A 16,974-nucleotide genomic window follows, 5' to 3' on the forward strand; every position below is an offset into this window, starting at 1 on the left:
TTTCGTCATGCTTAGGAGGAAACTGTCATGCAGGTTTTATTATTTACGGGAGCGTCGGGTTCGTCGCTTCAAATTTACGGGGCCTTATTCATTTTTTTAGTGACCTATGCTTTGATCATCAGTGAAAAAATCAGCCGAGCGATCGTCGCCCTGTTAGGTGCACTGGCAATGGTGATATTCGGAATCGTCCGTTTGGAATCTGCCTTGTTTGAATACGTCGAATGGGGAACGATCGTCTTATTGATCGGAATGATGATTTTAGTGACGATTGCCAACCAATCGGGCCTGTTTGAATACATCGCGATTCGGGCGGCGAAGAAAACAAAGGGAGATCCCGTGAAAATCCTGATTTTACTGTCCGGATTGACGGCACTCGGATCTGCCTTTTTAGACAATGTCACGACAGTTCTGTTGATTGTTCCCATCACGTTTTCGATTACGAAAGTCTTAAAAATCAAACCGTTCCCGTTTTTACTCGCGGAAGTTTTATTTGCCAACATCGGCGGAACAGCAACATTAATTGGTGATCCCCCGAACATCATGATCGGAGCAGCCAATCCGCATTTGACGTTCAATGCTTTTTTGTTGAATCTTGCACCAGTGATCGTGCTGATCACCGTCGTGACGATCGGTATTTTGTACCTGGTCTTTCGAAAACATTTGCACGTGGAACCGGAGGATCAGCAAAAATTAATGGAAATTGACGAAAACAGCTACATCATCAGCCGGAAGCTGGTCATGCGCAGCAGTATTGTCTTAGTCAGTACGATCGTCTTATTCGTCATCCATCCGTTGCTCAGTCGAATCGGTCTTCATCTCGAAGCACCGGCGATTGCGATTCTCGGCGCAACCGTCTTGATGCTGCTGACGATTGAAAACAACCATCAATTGGAAGAAGTATTTGCCCGGGTCGAATGGACGACAATCTTTTTCTTCGCCGGACTGTTTATTCTCGTAGGCGGAATTCAGGAAGTCGGAATCATCCGTTTCCTGGCGGAGAAAACGATTACGTTGACAGGCGGAGACATCCAGACGACGGCAACAGCTGTTCTTTGGTTATCGGGTGTTGCCAGTGCAACGATTGATAATATTCCGTTCGTGGCGACGATGATTCCTTTAATCAACGATGTTGCGGCAGGAATCGGATTGTCGCCGGACAGCCAGCAAGTCGACGTCCTCTGGTGGTCGTTGTCGCTCGGAGCATGTCTTGGCGGAAACGGGACGTTGATCGGGGCGTCAGCCAATGTCATTGTCGCGGGACTTGCGACGCGGCAGGGGGAGAAGTTTACGTATGGACGATTCCTGCTTTACGGAGCGCCGATCACCATCGTGACGCTGATTATCTCGCAACTTTATTTATGGATCCGCTATTATTAAACAGAAATGACGAAACGGAAGAGACACGTGCTCTTTCGTTTTCTTTTGGTCGTCGCTCTATCAAATGGATTGTGCTATAATCGAACGATAAGAACATAACTGTTTCTTAAACTTAACTATAGAGCTAGACCATTATCTGGAGGTTTTATTCTTGTTTAAACGACTTTATCCAAAACATTTTGTGGCGTCGATCTATGATATCGACTTAGAGATGTTAAAACGAAACGGTGTCAAAGCAATTTTGACGGATCTTGATAATACACTTGTTGCTTGGAATATTGCCGATGCTCCAGACGAATTGGTGTCATGGCTCGATATGGTGAATAACCAATACGGATTTGACGTCATCATCGTCTCGAATAACAACGGCGATCGAGTCAAGAAATTCGCGGATCCACTTGGCTTACATTATATTGCACCGGCACGTAAACCGTTACCGATCGGCTTTAAACGCGCGTTGACGGAATTTGGTTATCACGCGAAGGAAGTTGTCTTCCTTGGAGATCAACTGTTTACAGATGTGTTAGGCGCAAATTCAGTAGGTATCGAAGTCATCCACGTGCAACCCGTCGTCAAGACAGACGGTGTCGTCACAAAATTTAATCGCTTGATGGAACGGTTGATTTTCCGTCGGATGAAACGCAAAGGCATCTACAAATTGACGCAACGTGTCAAAGAAGATCCGGCAGCGTTAAAACACCCGATTGAAACGCTTCGTCAAGATAAGCAGCAATGACCCTGTCATACCGGTAGATGAAAGGATAGGCAGCAGTCGCAACATGTACGGCGAAAGGTCGGAAGTTACGCTCTTGGAGTGGCGTGCAGGGCGCTACGTTGAATAGAGAAGGGAAAGTCCCGATGCGGCTCAACACACACATGGAAGAAATCAATTGCGCAGGCTGTGGTGTCGCGATCCAAACAGAGGATCCAAAAGCACCTGGTTATGCGCCTAAATCTGCACTTGACCGTGAAATGGTCATTTGCCAACGTTGTTTTAAACTAAAACATTACAACCAAATTCAAGACGTCGCATTAACGGACGATGATTTTGTCAAAATCTTAGATGGAATCGGTCAAAAAGATGCATTAGTCGTTAAAATTGTCGATATTTTTGATTTTAACGGAAGTTGGTTACCTGGATTACACCGGTTTGTCGGAAAAAATGATGTGTTGCTCGTCGGAAATAAAGCCGACCTGCTCCCGAAATCACTTAATCCGAATCGTCTGATGAACTGGATGCGCCAAACATCAAAAGAACTTGGTCTGCGTCCGGTCGATGTCCATCTGATCAGTGCGAAAAAAGGACACGGTGTGGATGAGTTGGCGGAAAAAATCGATTATTACCGTAAAGGACGCGACGTTTACGTCGTCGGCTGTACGAACGTCGGTAAATCGACATTGATTAACCAAGTCATCAAACGTTTCGGTGAAGAAGAAGAAGCTGTCATCACAGTCAGCCACTTCCCGGGAACGACACTTGATTTGATTGATATTCCGCTCGACGATAACTGTAATCTGTACGACACACCGGGAATCATCAATCATCACCAAATGGCACATTATGTGGATGCAAGAGACTTGAAATTGATTACGCCGAAAAAAGAAATCAAGCCGCAAGTCTTCCAAATTCATCCGCAACAAACGTTATTCTTCGGTGGTCTTGCACGTCTTGACTACATGGAGGGTAATAAACGGTCATTCGTCATCTATATGTCAAATGACTTAAAAGTACACCGGACGAAGCTCGATAAAGCAGACGATCTGTATGCGAATCATAACGGAGAGTTGTTATCTCCGCCGAATGAGAAGACGCTTGAGATGCTTCCGCCGCTCGTTCGACACGAGTTCAGTCTACGCGACAATATGAAAACGGATATCGTTTTCAGTGGACTCGGTTGGGTTGCGGTTCACGGAAAAGGCGGCCGAGTCGCTGCCTATGCACCAAAAGGTGTCGCTGTCTCATTACGTGAGGCGCTCGTCTGATGCAATTTGCTGTCATCGGTCATCCGATTGCCCATTCGCTTTCACCCATGTTGCACGAAACATGGCTGAAGGCGGCTGGGCTTTTCGGTTGTTATACCACGTTAGATGTCGAAGGGGACGGGCTGGAAGCGTTCGTTCAGAAGGTAAGAAAACGGCAGTTTGATGGAATCAATGTGACGATTCCACATAAGTCGGCCATCATTCCTTTTCTTGATCGTCTGGAGCCGGCAGCAGCTCGCGCCGGTGCCGTCAATACCGTCTACTGGGACGGGGAGGAACTGGTCGGTGCCAATACGGACGGAACCGGATTTGCCCGTGCCCTTGCGACACGAACGAATGCGAAAAACAGTTTAGTGATTGGAGCAGGCGGAGCAGCCCGCGGAATTATTCCGATGCTTCCCGGTCATGTTACTGTCATGAACCGGACGAATCAGACGGCTGAACAGGTGGCTGCTGAATTCGGACAATCTGCTGTTCCGTGGTCAAGGACGCTTGATTTGACGCCATATGATGTCATCATCAATACGACTTCTGTCGGAATGGCTCCTGCCATCGATCAGACACCAATTGAATTGACAGCGACGACAGCCTTGATTTGTGATATTATTTATCGACCGACCCCGACCCGTCTTTTGCGGGAAGCGACCGCAAACGGGCTTGATACACTTGATGGTGTTTTAATGTTTGTACTACAAGCGGCTGAAGCATTTGAACGCTTCACCGGTCATAAACCTGACATCGCTCTCGGCGAGCAGGTGATTAGAAAGCAATTGGAGGAATCATAATATGTTAACAGGTAAACAAAAACGGTATTTACGCGCAACGGCTCACGACTTAAGCCCGATTTTCCAAGTCGGAAAAAACGGTGTTGGTGAAGCGATGTGTGCAGACTTGATGGATGCACTCGAAAAACGTGAACTTTTGAAAGTACAAGTGCTTCAAAACTGTGCCGACGCTCCGAAAGATGTCGCGGCTGAGCTCGTTGACGGAACGAATGCAGAACTCGTTCAAGTCATCGGAAAAGTCATCGTTCTCTACAAGGAATCGAAAGAGAATAAGACACTTCAATTACCGCGATGAAGATTGGTTTGATGGGCGGAACGTTTGATCCACCCCATATCGGTCATCTGCTGATTGCCGAACAAGCGAAAGAGCAACTTCAACTGGATGCGGTCTGGTTTTTGCCGGCAAAACTGCCTCCGCACAAACAATCGACCGTGACGAGTGCGGCGAAACGTCTGGAACTTGTCCGAGCAGCCGTCCGGGACAATCAGGATTTTTCAGTATCGGAGATTGAGTTCGAACGGGAAACGAAATCGTACACGTTTGATACAATCCGGGAACTGAAGAGACGTTATCCCGAGCATGCATTCTTTTTCCTGATTGGTGCGGATTCATTAGTCAGTTTAGGGACATGGCACCGGTCGGAAGAGTTGTACAAGGAAATCGAGTTCGGGGCAGTCGCACGTCCGGGCAGTCGTTATCTGATTCCGGAAGGTGCGCGTGTCACAGCAGTCGATATGCCGTTGCTTGAAGTCTCTTCGACCGATATCCGGCAACGGGTGGCGAGAGGACGCAGTATTCGTTATCTCGTTCCGGAACCGGTCCGACAATTAATCGAGGAGTGGAACCTCTATGCGACTTGAAGAAGCGAAACGAATCATTAAGGAAACATTGCCTGAAAAACGTTTCATCCATACACTCGGTGTCGTCGAGACCGCCATTCAAATGGCACGACAATACGGAGTTCAAGAAGACAAGGCTGCTTTGGCAGCTATGCTGCACGATTATGCGAAATATCGGAATGTGTCCGAGATGCAACGTGTAGCAGTGGAACTTGGACTGGATGAATTACTCAATTATGATGAAGAATTATTGCATGCACCGGTCGGGGCAGAACTCGTCAAGCGGGAACTCGGGGTGGAAGACGCTGATATTTATCAAGCCATCGCCAACCATACGACGGGTGCTCCGAACATGCCGCTGCTCGATCAAGTCATTTTTGTCGCAGATGCGATTGAACCGAATCGCCATTATCCGGGTGTCGAACAGCTTCGGCAAATCGCGCAGGAAGATTTGACGCAAGCTGTCATCGCGACACTTGTTCAGACGATTTCATTTTTATGCAAAAAACAAACAGTGATTTTTCCGTTGACGATTAAGACGTATAATGCGTTCGTGCCGGAAAAACGAAAGGGGACCGTCCTATGACAGTCGAACAAGAATTAAAATTAATCGTAAATGCAATTGATGATAAGCGTGCCGAGGACATCGTCGTACTCGACATGTCGAGCATTTCACCGATCGCGGATTACTTCGTAATTTGTGAAGGGAACTCGGAAAAACAAGTGCAAGCCATCGCGCGTGAAGTGAAAGAAGTCGCGCACAAAAATGAATTACCGATCAAACGACTAGAAGGAATGGACGCGGCACGCTGGGTCCTCGCAGATCTTGAGAACGTTGTCGTTCATGTCTTCCACCGTGATGACCGTGATTACTACAACCTTGAGAAGCTCTGGGCAGATGCTCCTAAAGTCGAAGTCGAGATTGACTAATGGCGTACGAACAGTTTGCGTATGTCTATGACGAACTGATGCAAGACGTCCCGTATCCCGAATGGGTCGCGTGGGTACTTGAACAGGTCGAGCCCGGCAAGCGAATTGCGGATATCGGTTGCGGAACCGGAACGGCAACCTTGTTACTGGCTGACCATTATGAAGTCACCGGTGTCGACTTATCGGAAGAGATGCTTGAAATTGCCCAAGAAAAAGCAATGGAGACCAATCGGCACGTTGATTTTTGGGTACAGGACATGCGGGAACTGGAATTGCCGGAACCGGTGGATGCGATAACGATTTTATGTGATTCCTTGAATTACTTGCAGACGGAAGCAGATGTCAAAGAGACGTTCGACAGTGCAGCACGTTTGTTGACGGACGGTGGAAAGTTGTTGTTTGATGTTCATTCCCCGTATAAAATGGAGACGTTATTTAACGGGAAAACATACGCCACCCATGCCGAGCAAAGTTCGTATATCTGGTTCGCAGATCCCGGTGAAGAACCGTTATCGGTTGTTCATGAACTGACCTTCTTTATTGAAGGCGAGGACGGCCGGTACGATCGTGTCGACGAGACACATCATCAACGGACATATCCGCCGGAACAATATATCACTTGGTTGCGCGAAGCAGGTTTTCGTGTATGTGCCGTAACCGGTGATTTTAAATCCGATGCACCAACTGAAACAGCCGAACGTATTTTTTTCGTTGCTGAAAAAATATAAAGGTCTCTAACCATCAACGAATCTCATGTTGATGGTTTTTTTGACGTTGTTTTCGGGTGAACCGATGGATGATTGAATCAAAGGGAAGAATAAAGGCGGTCAGGAGAGGCACGTCACCGGATAATGAAGATTAGTCCTGTTCAGAAGCGACGGAAAGATTGATACAGTCGAAGGGACAGGAGGGATATGGATGACGATTCCACGTTTACAGCAAGTAGCAACGATCACGGTTGTTCTCTTACTGCTCGTTGTCTTATTTGTTCCGCTGCCTTCATGTTCGAACGAAGCATTGGTTGAAAAACCGGCAGTCGTTGAACGAGAACAGGAAGCACAGGCAGAAGACCGTTCGGCGGATCAGACGCTCGTCCAGAAAAAAATCATGGTTGATATCAAAGGGGCGGTCAAGCGGCCCGGTCCATACAGTTTTCGACTCGGTGATCGCGTTCAAGATGCCATTAAACGAGCGGAAGTGACGGCGGAAGCGGACATCAAACAACTTAATCTAGCAGCACGTTTAATTGACGGTCAGGAAGTGATTGTTCCGACTAGAAAAAAGGCCAAGTCATCCAAGAAGGCGGCACCGGAAACTTCTGAACAGGCAGAAATTCCGAAAGGACTGCTCGATTTAAACGCAGCGACAGAAGAACAGCTGCTGGAAGTGCCGGGAATCGGTCCTGCTAAAGCCGGTGCGATTCTACAATACCGGGAAGAAAAAGGCGGTTTTGCAACGTATGAAAATCTTGGAGATGTAAAAGGTTTCGGACCAAAGACACTTGAAAATCTGAAAGCATATCTCATTGTCTACTGATGCCGCTGTTTCCGTTGTTTTTTATGATCGGACTTATTGCCTTAAAGGAATCTCTGTGGCTGGTTGCAATCTGTTCAATGATTCTTATACTAAAGTCCTGGTCGATGTCGAGGTATTCTGTTTTGTCACTTTTAGGACTGACGGTCGTGTTTTTACTGAGTATGCCGACAGAACAGCCGCTTGCACCGATCACAGTCATCGATATTCTGGACGCGAAACAGAACGGGGACCGAATCCGGTATCTCGCAAAATCCCATAATCAACAAATCGTTGTCGCCGCCACATCGGATGAAAAAACAGAGAGCGACTATGAACGGATCGGACAACGCTGTGAAGTCGAGTTGGAAGAACGGCCGGTGTTGCCGAGAGTGAATCTGGGCGGATTTGATGAAGCCCGTTGGATGCGCACCGAACAGTTACGGGGGAAATATGAGGTCGTGAAATGGGGCAAATGCACCGAAACTCCCGGATTGGGAGCGAACGGGCGGCGGATTCGCCAGCAATGGATGACACGGATTGAACAACTTCCGGTCAAACAAGCGTTGTATGTGGAAGCTTTAGTGTTAGGCGAAGACCGCTTAATGGATCAGATGACGATGGAACGCTTTAAAAAGTTCGGACTCCTGCATGCAATCGTCATCTCCGGTTCACATATTGCCTTTTTAATTTTGACGGTCTTGTGGTTCTTAAAAAAACTGCGGTTGACGCGGGAGCGGAGATTTGAATTTCTATTGTTGACTTTGCCGTTATATGGATGGTTGACAGAATGGAGTGCCCCGGTCACACGGGCGGTCTGTGTCGCGATGGTGTTGCTGTTTTGTCACCGGATCAACCGGCGGCCGGATCCTTTGTGGGTCGTCAGTTTGATTGGTGCGCTTCAATTGGCGATTTCGTATACATCTTTGTATGATGTCGGATTTCAACTGACTGTCGGACTGACGATTTTTCTGCTCCTGTCCCGTAAGATGTGGGAAAAAATCAAGCGTCCTTGGAACTGGCTGCTGATCAGCCTCTGGGCTCAAATCATGACAAGTCTTATGTTGCAGCTGGCGCAACAGACGGAAGTTTCGTTGTGGTCGCCATTATTGAACATTCTTCTTGGCGGGTGGATAGAATGGGTGATTTTACCGCTGTCTTTCCTGGTCGGTACCGCGGTACTGATTCCATCGTCCGATAATCTGATTCGTCTGCATGGTCAGGCGACGTCTTTTCTCGATCAAGCATTGGCTTGGGCGGAAAAGCTGCCTGTCCCGACGGTTGCTGTTCATCTTTTTTCGTTGCCCGTACTTCTGATCGGAACAGGAACCGTCCTTAGCGGCTGGTGGTTAGCCGAACGAAGATGGTTCGGGCATCTGGTCCCGCTGGTCGGCCTGCTTGCAGCAAGCCTCTATATGGACCATCAGACGCCGGAGCGAATTACCTTTCTTGATGTCGGACAGGGAGACAGTACGGTCATTGAAAAAGCGGGGGAAACGTTTGTCATTGATACAGGAGGAGCGTTTTCCTTATCCATCCGTCCGCCGTTACGACCGTTTGATCCGGGAGGACAAATCGTTGCCCCGTTTTTACATACACGGGGAGAAACACATATTGAAGGATTGGTCGTCACACATGCGGATCATGATCATATCGGCGGATTGGTCGGTCTCTTGCGGAAGATTCAAGTAGACACGGTTTATATGGGACAGTTTGATAATCAAGATCCGAAACGGCGCGCATTGATTGATCAGATTGAAGCGACAGGAACACGGATTCAATTCATTCATTCGAGACAACGGATTCGTCCCTGGCTCGAAGTGGTGGCTCCGGCAACAAACGCAGAAGAAGAAAATGACCGGTCGGTCGTATTGCTTGCCGATGTTGCGGGGAAGCGCGTTTTGCTGACGGGGGATGCCAGTATTGATCAAGAGGAGACGTGGTCCGTCCAGAAGGTCGATATTTTAAAAGCCGGTCATCATGGTTCGAAAACATCGACCGGAGAACAGCTTCTGCAGAAAACGGATCCGGATCTGGTTATCATTTCGGCAGGGCGGAACAACCGGTATGGTCATCCTCATCCGGAAGTACTGGAACGAACAAGAGACCGGACCGTCATGCGGACCGATCAATCGGGAATGATAACTTGTTCTGCAACGGGCTGTGAACCTATGCTAAAATAAAAAACAGCAACCCCCCAAGGTTGCTGTTTTATTGATTATAGGCTTAAGAATTTAATGACAACGCCAATGATGAACAAGACTGCGAAAAAGCCGAACGATGCGCCAAAACCGACCGCTGAGTCAAGCGCGTCATTACGTTTTGACTGAATGTCGTTTTCAAACGCATTCTCACTTGGTGGACGTACTGAATGTGCCATGCTGCATTCCCCCTAAAAATAGATTCCGCTTCTAGTATAGCGGAATAAAAGAGGATTATCTATGATGAAGTTAAGAACAAACTGTGAAATGTGGTGGGGAAGATGAAAACACCTTGGCTTGTCAACGGAAAACTGGCGAACCTTTATTTATTATATGGAACGGAACGACATCTTTTGGAAGAGTGGGAACGTGAAATCGTCAAAGCCGCTTTACCGGACGGTGAACGTTTTGACTACATGAAAATTGATTTAAACGACCAACCGCTCGACGCCGTCCTGGACGAAGCGGAAACCGTCCCTTTTTTAAGTGATTACCGTGTCGTCATTGCCAAACCGGCTACTTTTTTAACGGGTGCAAAGGATAAAAAAACACATAATGTGGAACGGTTAGCCGAATACATCGTTCAACCTGCCGATTATGCAGTGGTCGTGTTGATCGTCGAGGCGGAGAAACTGGATGAGCGGAAAACAATCGTCAAACGGTTAAAGGACCGGGCTGTCATACTCGAGGCGAAGAAACCGACGACGGAAGAACTGTTTCGTTTCGTGATGGATGCTGTTAACGACAAAGGATACCGGATGGAGCGGCCGGCTATCGAACGATTGATTTTTTTGACGGGTGAGATGTGGGCGACACTGACACGTGAACTGGATAAACTCATGCTGTATGCCGGGGATCATCCGACGATTGAACTGGAAGATGTTAATTTACTGGTGCCGCGGACGTTAGAGGATAACGTATTCCAATTGACGGATTATTTGATGAAACGACAACTGGAACCGGCGATTCGTTTGATTCGGGATCTTGAAAAACAGGGACAGGAAGTCTTGGCATTACTCGGGCTGATGGCACGCCAGTATCGGATGATGCTGTTGTCAAAACGTCTGGCGGAACAAGGATACGGGGAGCGGCAAATCGCGTCAAAAGTCGGAGCGCATCCTTATGCCATCAAACTGGCCTTACAGGCGGGGAAACGGTTTACGTTTGCGCAGCTGGAGCAGGCGTTGGTCGCCATTACGACGACGGATGAAGGGATGAAGACGGGCAGAGGAGACAAACGAATTTTGTTTGATGCCTTGATTGTGCGGCTCGCTACATTATAGGAGGAAAAACAGATGGAGATTCGAATCATTCAAGCACCTGAAGTCATTTCACTTCGACATGAAGTATTGCGCCCGAACCAACCAATTGAGATGTGTACGTATCCGGACGATCAACGGGAAGGCACCTTCCACCTTGGAGGAATCAAGGACGGACACATCGTCGCAGTCGGTACTTTCATACAGCGTTCCCATGAGACTTATCCGGAATTGACCTTTCAATTACGGGGGATGGCGACAAGTCCTGCTGTTCGTGGTGAAGGGTATGGAAAAGCATTGTTGGAAGAGGCGCGGAATCGACTGAAAGCACAAGGTGCAGACGGTTGGTGGTGTAACGCCCGACTCGTTGCCGTTCCTTTTTATGAGCGACTAGGTTTGACGGTGGCAAGCGAATCATTTGAGATTGAAGGAATTGGTCCGCATCATATCATGGTGGATCGTTTCTGAGAAAAAGCAAAACCATCCGACAAGACCGTCGGATGGTTTTTAAACATAAAAAAATCACCACCGGAGCAGGCTCCAGGTGGTGATTCAATCACTGTATTCCTTCAAGGAAGAATTAAAGTGCGTTTACGAGACGAGCGAGACGTGATTTGTCACGACCAGCTTTGTTGCTGTGGATAAGACCTTTAGCAGCAGCTTTGTCGATTTTCTTAGATGCTGTGTTGAAAGCTACGAGCGCTTGCTCTTTGTTGCCTTCAGTAGCGAAAGTTTCGACTGCTTTGATAGCTGAACGCATAGACGATTTACGTTGTACGTTAGCGACGCGGCGTTTTTCAGCTGTTTTAACACGCTTGATTGCTGATTTAATGTTAGCCATGGATGATTCACCTCCAAGAAAACTCATTCGAGATTTATATTCGCATATCTGCATTTATCGTTCAACAGAACAAACACAATTGTAGCAAACGTTTTTCTTAAAAGCAATAACAGCTCCAGTGTTTCTTTCGATTTTTGTTTTTCGGTAAAACAAAACGAGATGGTGCACCCCGTGTGATTTTTGGTATAATGAAGCGTATGTACGTTTGACTATAAGGTAAGGTGACTATAAACATGAATAATGCAGATCGTTTAAAGCGGCAAAAAAGTATTCGAAACTTCTCAATCATCGCCCATATCGACCACGGGAAATCGACACTTGCAGACCGCATTTTAGAAAAAACAGGTGCTTTGACATCACGTGAGATGAAAGATCAGACACTGGATGCCATGGATCTCGAGCGCGAACGCGGAATTACCATTAAATTGAACGCCGTTCAGTTGAAGTATACGGCAAAAGATGGTGAGGAATATATCCTCCATCTGATCGATACACCGGGACACGTCGACTTCACATATGAAGTTTCCCGTTCTCTTGCAGCCTGTGAAGGGGCGGTTCTCGTCGTCGATGCGGCGCAAGGGATTGAAGCTCAAACGCTTGCCAACGTATATTTGGCACTCGATAACGACTTGGAAATCCTGCCGATCATCAATAAGATTGATTTGCCTTCAGCAGACGTTGAACGTGTTCGTCAAGAGATTGAAGACATAATTGGTCTGGATGCTTCTGAAGCTGTTCCGACATCCGCGAAAGCCGGTATCGGGATTGAAGAAATCCTTGAACAAATCGTGGCGAAAGTGCCGGCACCGACGGGGGATCCGGAAGCGCCGCTTGAAGCATTGATTTTTGATTCCTATTACGATGCATATCGTGGTGTCGTCGCGTCGATTCGTGTTGTCAACGGGACGGTGAAAATCGGTGACAAGATTCGGATGATGTCGACCGGAAAAGACTTTGAAGTCTTGGAACTTGCTGTCTCGACACCAAAACCACTTCGTCAAAAAGAATTAACGGTCGGAGACGTTGGAACGTTATCGGCTTCTATAAAGACAGTCGGCGATGTCCGCGTCGGGGATACAATTACTTTGGCGAAACAACCCGCGACAGAAGCTTTACCGGGATACCGGAAGATGAACCCGATGGTGTACTGTGGTCTCTATCCGATTGATGCGGCACGTTACAACGATTTACGCGAAGCACTCGAGCGTCTTCAATTAAGTGACGCAGCCCTTGAATTCGAGCCGGAAACATCACAGGCACTCGGATTCGGTTTCCGTTGTGGATTCCTTGGAATGCTTCATATGGAAATCATTCAGGAACGGATTGAACGCGAATTCAACATTGATATGATTACGACGGCGCCGTCGGTTATCTATCATGTCACAACAACTGCGGGAGAAGTGCTGCATGTTGATAACCCATCGAAGATGCCGGAACAGCAAAAAGTTGAGTTCATCGAAGAGCCGTACGTTAAGGCAGCCGTCATGACACCAAACGATTATGTGGGTGCCATCATGGAACTTTGTCAAAAGAAACGCGGAACGTTCATCGATATGGAATATATTGATACGACACGCGTTAAAATCACGTATGAACTGCCGTTATCGGAAATCGTCTATGATTTCTTCGACCAGTTGAAATCGAGCACAAAAGGTTATGCGTCGCTTGATTATGAATTGATCGGCTATCAGCAGTCGCGTCTCGTCAAGATGGACATCTTATTAAACAATGAAAACGTCGATGCACTGAGTTTCATCGTTCACCGTGATTTTGCGTATGAACGCGGGAAAGTCATCGTTGATAAATTAAAAGAACTCATTCCGCGGATGCAATTCGAAGTACCGATTCAAGCAGCCGTCGGAACGAAGATTGTCGCCCGTTCGACAATCAAAGCGTTGCGTAAGAACGTTCTCGCCAAGTGTTACGGCGGAGATATCTCGCGTAAACGTAAATTGCTCGAGAAGCAAAAAGAAGGTAAGAAACGCATGAAGATGGTAGGCTCGGTAGAGGTACCGCAAGAAGCCTTCATGTCGGTTCTGTCGATGGATGAAGATTAAAGAAGACACAAAGGGGGCGTTTCTGGCGCACCCTTTTTCTGTTTAAGAAAGAAAGGATGAGGCGAAATGACACCACGCGCCGCATATGTCCACATTCCATTTTGTGAGCATATTTGTTATTACTGTGACTTTAATAAAGTCTTTTTAAAAAATCAGCCGGTTGCAGAATATCTGGATGCATTGGAACGGGAGATCGAACTGACGTTACAACACTATCCGACGGATCGGCTCGAAACGATCTTCATCGGTGGAGGAACACCGACTGCCTTAAATGAAGCTCAGATGCAACGATTGATGGATATCATTTCGAAGCACCTTCTGCCGCTGACGGATGCGACACTTGAGTATACCGTCGAATCGAATCCGGACGGCGTTTCGCCGGAAAAACTCGATATCATGAAAGCGGGCGGCGTCAACCGGGTCAGCTTCGGTGTCCAGTCATTTGACGACGGATTACTCGAACGGATCGGCCGGACGCACCGGGAAGCGAAAGTCGCAGAGACGCTCGATCATGCGGCAAAGCGCTTTGACAACATCTCGGTTGATTTGATGTTCGGCTTACCGAACCAAACGCTCGAGCAAGTCCGGTATGATGTCGAACGGGCATTACGTTTGCCAATCACGCATATCTCGTCGTACTCATTGATTCTTGAGCCGCATACCGTTTTTGCGATTCAAGAACGAAAAGGCAAGTTGCCGTTACCGACGCAGGACCTGGAAGCGGATATGTACCGTTTGATGATTGAAACGATTGAAGCCGGCGGATTGCACCAATATGAGATTTCGAATTTTTCTCTGCCGGGCCGGGAAAGTCGGCATAATCGCGTCTACTGGGAAAATGATGAATATTACGGGTTTGGTGCCGGCTCCCACAGTTACATCAACAAAACACGGCGGGCAAACATCGCACCGATTCCACACTACATCAAAGCGGAAGGATTGCCGGTCCGTAATGAAACACCGTTGACGGAAGTCGAACGGATGGAAGAAGAGATGTTTCTCGGCTTGCGGATGAAAGAAGGGGTGTCGGAACGGCACTTCGAAGAAAAATACGGGTATTCGCTCGACCGGGTCTTCGGTCAGACGATTGCGAAACTATTGCCGCGCGGACTCGTCGAACGGACAGCGACTCATCTCCGTCTGACGGACGCCGGTGTCCCGCTCGCCAACGAAGTATTTGCCGAGTTCATCGGCGAAGCAGAAGTGGAATAACAGAACAGCAGGAAATAAAACGGCGCCGATACGAAAGTATCCGGCGCCGCTTTATTTTTTCGGTTTTCGTAAAAAGTAGGCGGTTGTACCGATGATCGCGATGAACACCCAAACGAACACTCCAGCCATTGCAAACAGTTCGAGCATAGATCTCATCCTTTTCGTCGTTTGTTTCACTGTATCGCAGAATGGGAAAGTCTTCAAAGGGTTCAGCAAATTGGTTGACATCATTTCGCCAATTCCTTATAGTAAAGATGTAATTAGCACTCGTTAAAAGTGAGTGCTAACAAAATAAGGTGGTGAAGAAGGTGCTGACGGATCGCCAATTGTTGATTTTACGTGCAATCGTCGATGATTATATCAAAACCGCTCAACCCGTCGGCTCACGGACGCTCTCGAAACGGAGTGACGTGACGTTCAGTTCCGCGACCATTCGAAATGAGATGGCGGACCTCGAAGAAATGGGATTGATTGAAAAGCCACATACTTCTGCAGGTCGAATTCCATCCGAGCTCGGATATCGATTTTATGTCGATCATCTGATTCGTCCGGAAAGCATCTCACCGCAAGAGGCAAAAGCGTTAAAATCGTTATTTGCCCATTCCGTGAATGAAAATGATCGGTTAATCCGACATACAGCGGACTTGTTGAGCGAATTGACACATTATACGACGCTTGTATTAGGTCCAAAAGAAGAAGGACAACGTCTCCATCATTTAGAACTGATTCCCTTAGCGGAAGGACGTGTCGTTATCGTTCTCGTGACAGAAACCGGTCACGTCGAACATAAGACTCTTCAGCTCGCGGAAGCCCTCTCACGTGAGGCGGCCAGCCGCTTGATGGAACGGTTGAACCAAACGCTACGCGGAACGCCGCTCAGTCAGTTGCGTCTCCGTCTGCTCGAAGAAATCAGACGGTTCCGTTCCGAACATTCGGAACAGACGACCCTGCTGTCAAAAGCACTCGATATCGTCTTGACGGATCAGCATGAGGAACGTCCCTTGATTTACCTTGGGGGAAAAGCCAACATGTTTGATCAACCGGAGTTTCAGGATGTCGCGAAATTGCGTCCGGTCCTCGAGTTGATCGAACAGCAGGAAGCCTTGTTTGATTTCTTGAGTCCGAGTCTCGATAATCAGATTTTGATTACGATCGGCAGTGAAAATAACGTCGATGCCTTAAAAGACTGCAGCGTGATTCGTGCCCATTATTCCGTTGATGGCGTCTCACTTGGCACACTCGCCCTGATTGGGCCGAAACGAATGGATTATAATCGAGGCATCAATTCGATCATTCATCTTTTACAAGCATTCCAAACCGAGTTGCGTAAGAACAGCTTGGATTGAATATAGAAAGGGGCTCGATTCAGAGTGGAAGAAAATAAGCAGAATCAAAACCTCAATACTGAAGAAACAACCGAGCAACAAACAGAAGCAGAAACAGTTGAAGTAACAGAAGAAGAAGTCGTTCAGGCGGATCTCGTTGAAGAACCGGCTGCACATGACTTCGAAGCACAACTTGCGGAAGCAAAAGCATCAGAATTACGCCTTCGTGCGGATTTTGACAACTTTAAACGCCGGAACCGGATTGAAGCCGAAAACCGTGCGAAGTATTCTTCTCAGACAATCGTCGAGAAATTGCTTCCATTGGTCGATAACCTTGACCGTGCACTTCAAATCGAATCGGACAACGAAGAGACAAAATCTGTCCTTGCCGGTGTCGAGATGGTCAAACGTCAATTGGTGGAAACACTTCAAAATGAAGGCGTCATCGAGATTCCAGCAGTCGGGGAAGCCTTTGATCCGAACCTGCATCAGGCAGTCGTTCAGGAGCCGAGTGAAGAACACGAATCAGGTGTCGTCACAGCGGAATTCCAAAAAGGATACAAATTACACGATCGTGTCATTCGTCCAAGTATGGTCAAAGTCGCAGAATAAGCTACATTTCGATCTGATTTAACACTACTAACTATTCGAA

19 protein-coding genes are annotated in these 16,974 nt (G+C 47.5%); 17 read left to right on the forward strand and 2 right to left on the reverse strand.

Annotated features, from left to right (window positions below):
- Positions 1–27: 27 nt before the first annotated feature.
- From KNP91_RS00590 to KNP91_RS00640, 11 genes are all read left to right on the forward strand, one after another.
- Positions 28–1,377: an ArsB/NhaD family transporter gene (locus KNP91_RS00590; RefSeq protein WP_214765564.1), complete on the forward strand. Its 1,350-nt coding sequence runs from the start codon at positions 28–30 to the stop codon at positions 1,375–1,377.
- 151 nt (positions 1,378–1,528) lie between these two features.
- Positions 1,529–2,113, forward strand: coding sequence for a YqeG family HAD IIIA-type phosphatase (locus KNP91_RS00595; RefSeq protein WP_026829034.1), 585 nt, complete (start codon positions 1,529–1,531; stop codon positions 2,111–2,113).
- Between the two features lie 140 nt (positions 2,114–2,253).
- Positions 2,254–3,360, forward strand: a complete 1,107-nt coding sequence (gene yqeH, locus KNP91_RS00600; protein ID WP_026829033.1) for a ribosome biogenesis GTPase YqeH — start codon at positions 2,254–2,256, stop codon at positions 3,358–3,360.
- Positions 3,360–4,145: a shikimate dehydrogenase gene (gene aroE / locus KNP91_RS00605; RefSeq protein ID WP_214848167.1), complete on the forward strand. Its 786-nt coding sequence runs from the start codon at positions 3,360–3,362 to the stop codon at positions 4,143–4,145. The genes yqeH and aroE overlap by 1 nt, the downstream gene beginning before the upstream one ends.
- 1 nt (position 4,146) lies before the next feature.
- On the forward strand, positions 4,147–4,440 hold the full coding sequence (yhbY, locus tag KNP91_RS00610; RefSeq protein WP_012369671.1) for a ribosome assembly RNA-binding protein YhbY: 294 nt from the start codon (positions 4,147–4,149) through the stop codon (positions 4,438–4,440).
- Entirely contained in the window at positions 4,437–5,006 is a 570-nt protein-coding gene (gene nadD, locus KNP91_RS00615) for a nicotinate-nucleotide adenylyltransferase (protein ID WP_114596449.1), read from the forward strand. The genes yhbY and nadD overlap by 4 nt, the downstream gene beginning before the upstream one ends.
- Complete coding sequence (yqeK, locus tag KNP91_RS00620; protein ID WP_214765558.1) at positions 4,996–5,571, forward strand: bis(5'-nucleosyl)-tetraphosphatase (symmetrical) YqeK; 576 nt, start codon at positions 4,996–4,998, stop codon at positions 5,569–5,571. The genes nadD and yqeK overlap by 11 nt, the downstream gene beginning before the upstream one ends.
- The gene (gene rsfS / locus KNP91_RS00625; protein WP_012369674.1) at positions 5,568–5,915 is read left to right on the forward strand and encodes a ribosome silencing factor; all 348 of its coding nucleotides are present in this window, start codon (positions 5,568–5,570) and stop codon (positions 5,913–5,915) included. The genes yqeK and rsfS overlap by 4 nt, the downstream gene beginning before the upstream one ends.
- Positions 5,915–6,643, forward strand: coding sequence for a class I SAM-dependent DNA methyltransferase (locus tag KNP91_RS00630; RefSeq protein ID WP_214765555.1), 729 nt, complete (start codon positions 5,915–5,917; stop codon positions 6,641–6,643). Before rsfS ends, KNP91_RS00630 begins: the two co-directional genes overlap by 1 nt.
- A 190-nt stretch (positions 6,644–6,833) precedes the next feature.
- Positions 6,834–7,451 (forward strand): helix-hairpin-helix domain-containing protein, encoded by a 618-nt coding sequence (locus tag KNP91_RS00635; protein WP_214848170.1) that lies wholly within the window; start codon positions 6,834–6,836, stop codon positions 7,449–7,451.
- Between the two features lie 23 nt (positions 7,452–7,474).
- The gene (locus KNP91_RS00640; protein WP_483297784.1) at positions 7,475–9,610 is read left to right on the forward strand and encodes a DNA internalization-related competence protein ComEC/Rec2; all 2,136 of its coding nucleotides are present in this window, start codon (positions 7,475–7,477) and stop codon (positions 9,608–9,610) included.
- Between the two features lie 35 nt (positions 9,611–9,645).
- On the opposite strand, the gene KNP91_RS00645 is transcribed toward KNP91_RS00640, so the two are convergent.
- Positions 9,646–9,807: a YqzM family protein gene (locus KNP91_RS00645; protein WP_012369678.1), complete on the reverse strand. Its 162-nt coding sequence runs from the start codon at positions 9,805–9,807 to the stop codon at positions 9,646–9,648.
- Between the two features lie 102 nt (positions 9,808–9,909).
- Here KNP91_RS00645 and holA point away from each other — a divergent pair, with 102 nt between their 5' ends.
- A complete protein-coding gene (gene holA / locus KNP91_RS00650; protein ID WP_012369679.1) occupies positions 9,910–10,911 on the forward strand; it encodes a DNA polymerase III subunit delta in 1,002 nt (333 codons plus the stop codon).
- Positions 10,912–10,923: 12 nt separating this feature from the next.
- A complete protein-coding gene (locus tag KNP91_RS00655) occupies positions 10,924–11,355 on the forward strand; it encodes a GNAT family N-acetyltransferase (RefSeq protein WP_214765546.1) in 432 nt (143 codons plus the stop codon).
- A 112-nt stretch (positions 11,356–11,467) separates the two neighbouring features.
- Here the strand turns inward: KNP91_RS00655 and rpsT are convergent, their stop codons facing one another.
- On the reverse strand, positions 11,468–11,728 hold the full coding sequence (gene rpsT / locus KNP91_RS00660; RefSeq protein WP_012369681.1) for a 30S ribosomal protein S20: 261 nt from the start codon (positions 11,726–11,728) through the stop codon (positions 11,468–11,470).
- A 233-nt stretch (positions 11,729–11,961) separates the two neighbouring features.
- On the opposite strand from rpsT, the gene lepA reads away from it, so the two are divergent.
- The 4 genes from lepA (at position 11,962) to grpE (ending at position 16,934) form a co-directional block, all read left to right on the forward strand.
- Complete coding sequence (lepA, locus tag KNP91_RS00665) at positions 11,962–13,785, forward strand: translation elongation factor 4 (RefSeq protein WP_214766001.1); 1,824 nt, start codon at positions 11,962–11,964, stop codon at positions 13,783–13,785.
- 66 nt (positions 13,786–13,851) lie between these two features.
- Entirely contained in the window at positions 13,852–14,997 is a 1,146-nt protein-coding gene (gene hemW, locus KNP91_RS00670) for a radical SAM family heme chaperone HemW (protein ID WP_214765999.1), read from the forward strand.
- Positions 14,998–15,305: 308 nt separating this feature from the next.
- Entirely contained in the window at positions 15,306–16,343 is a 1,038-nt protein-coding gene (gene hrcA, locus KNP91_RS00675) for a heat-inducible transcriptional repressor HrcA (RefSeq protein WP_214765997.1), read from the forward strand.
- 24 nt (positions 16,344–16,367) lie between these two features.
- Positions 16,368–16,934: a nucleotide exchange factor GrpE gene (gene grpE, locus KNP91_RS00680; protein WP_214848177.1), complete on the forward strand. Its 567-nt coding sequence runs from the start codon at positions 16,368–16,370 to the stop codon at positions 16,932–16,934.
- Positions 16,935–16,974 lie beyond the last annotated feature (40 nt).

It is taken from the genome of Exiguobacterium sp. s138, assembly GCF_018618775.1.
GTDB lineage: Bacteria > Bacillota > Bacilli > Exiguobacteriales > Exiguobacteriaceae > Exiguobacterium_A > Exiguobacterium_A artemiae.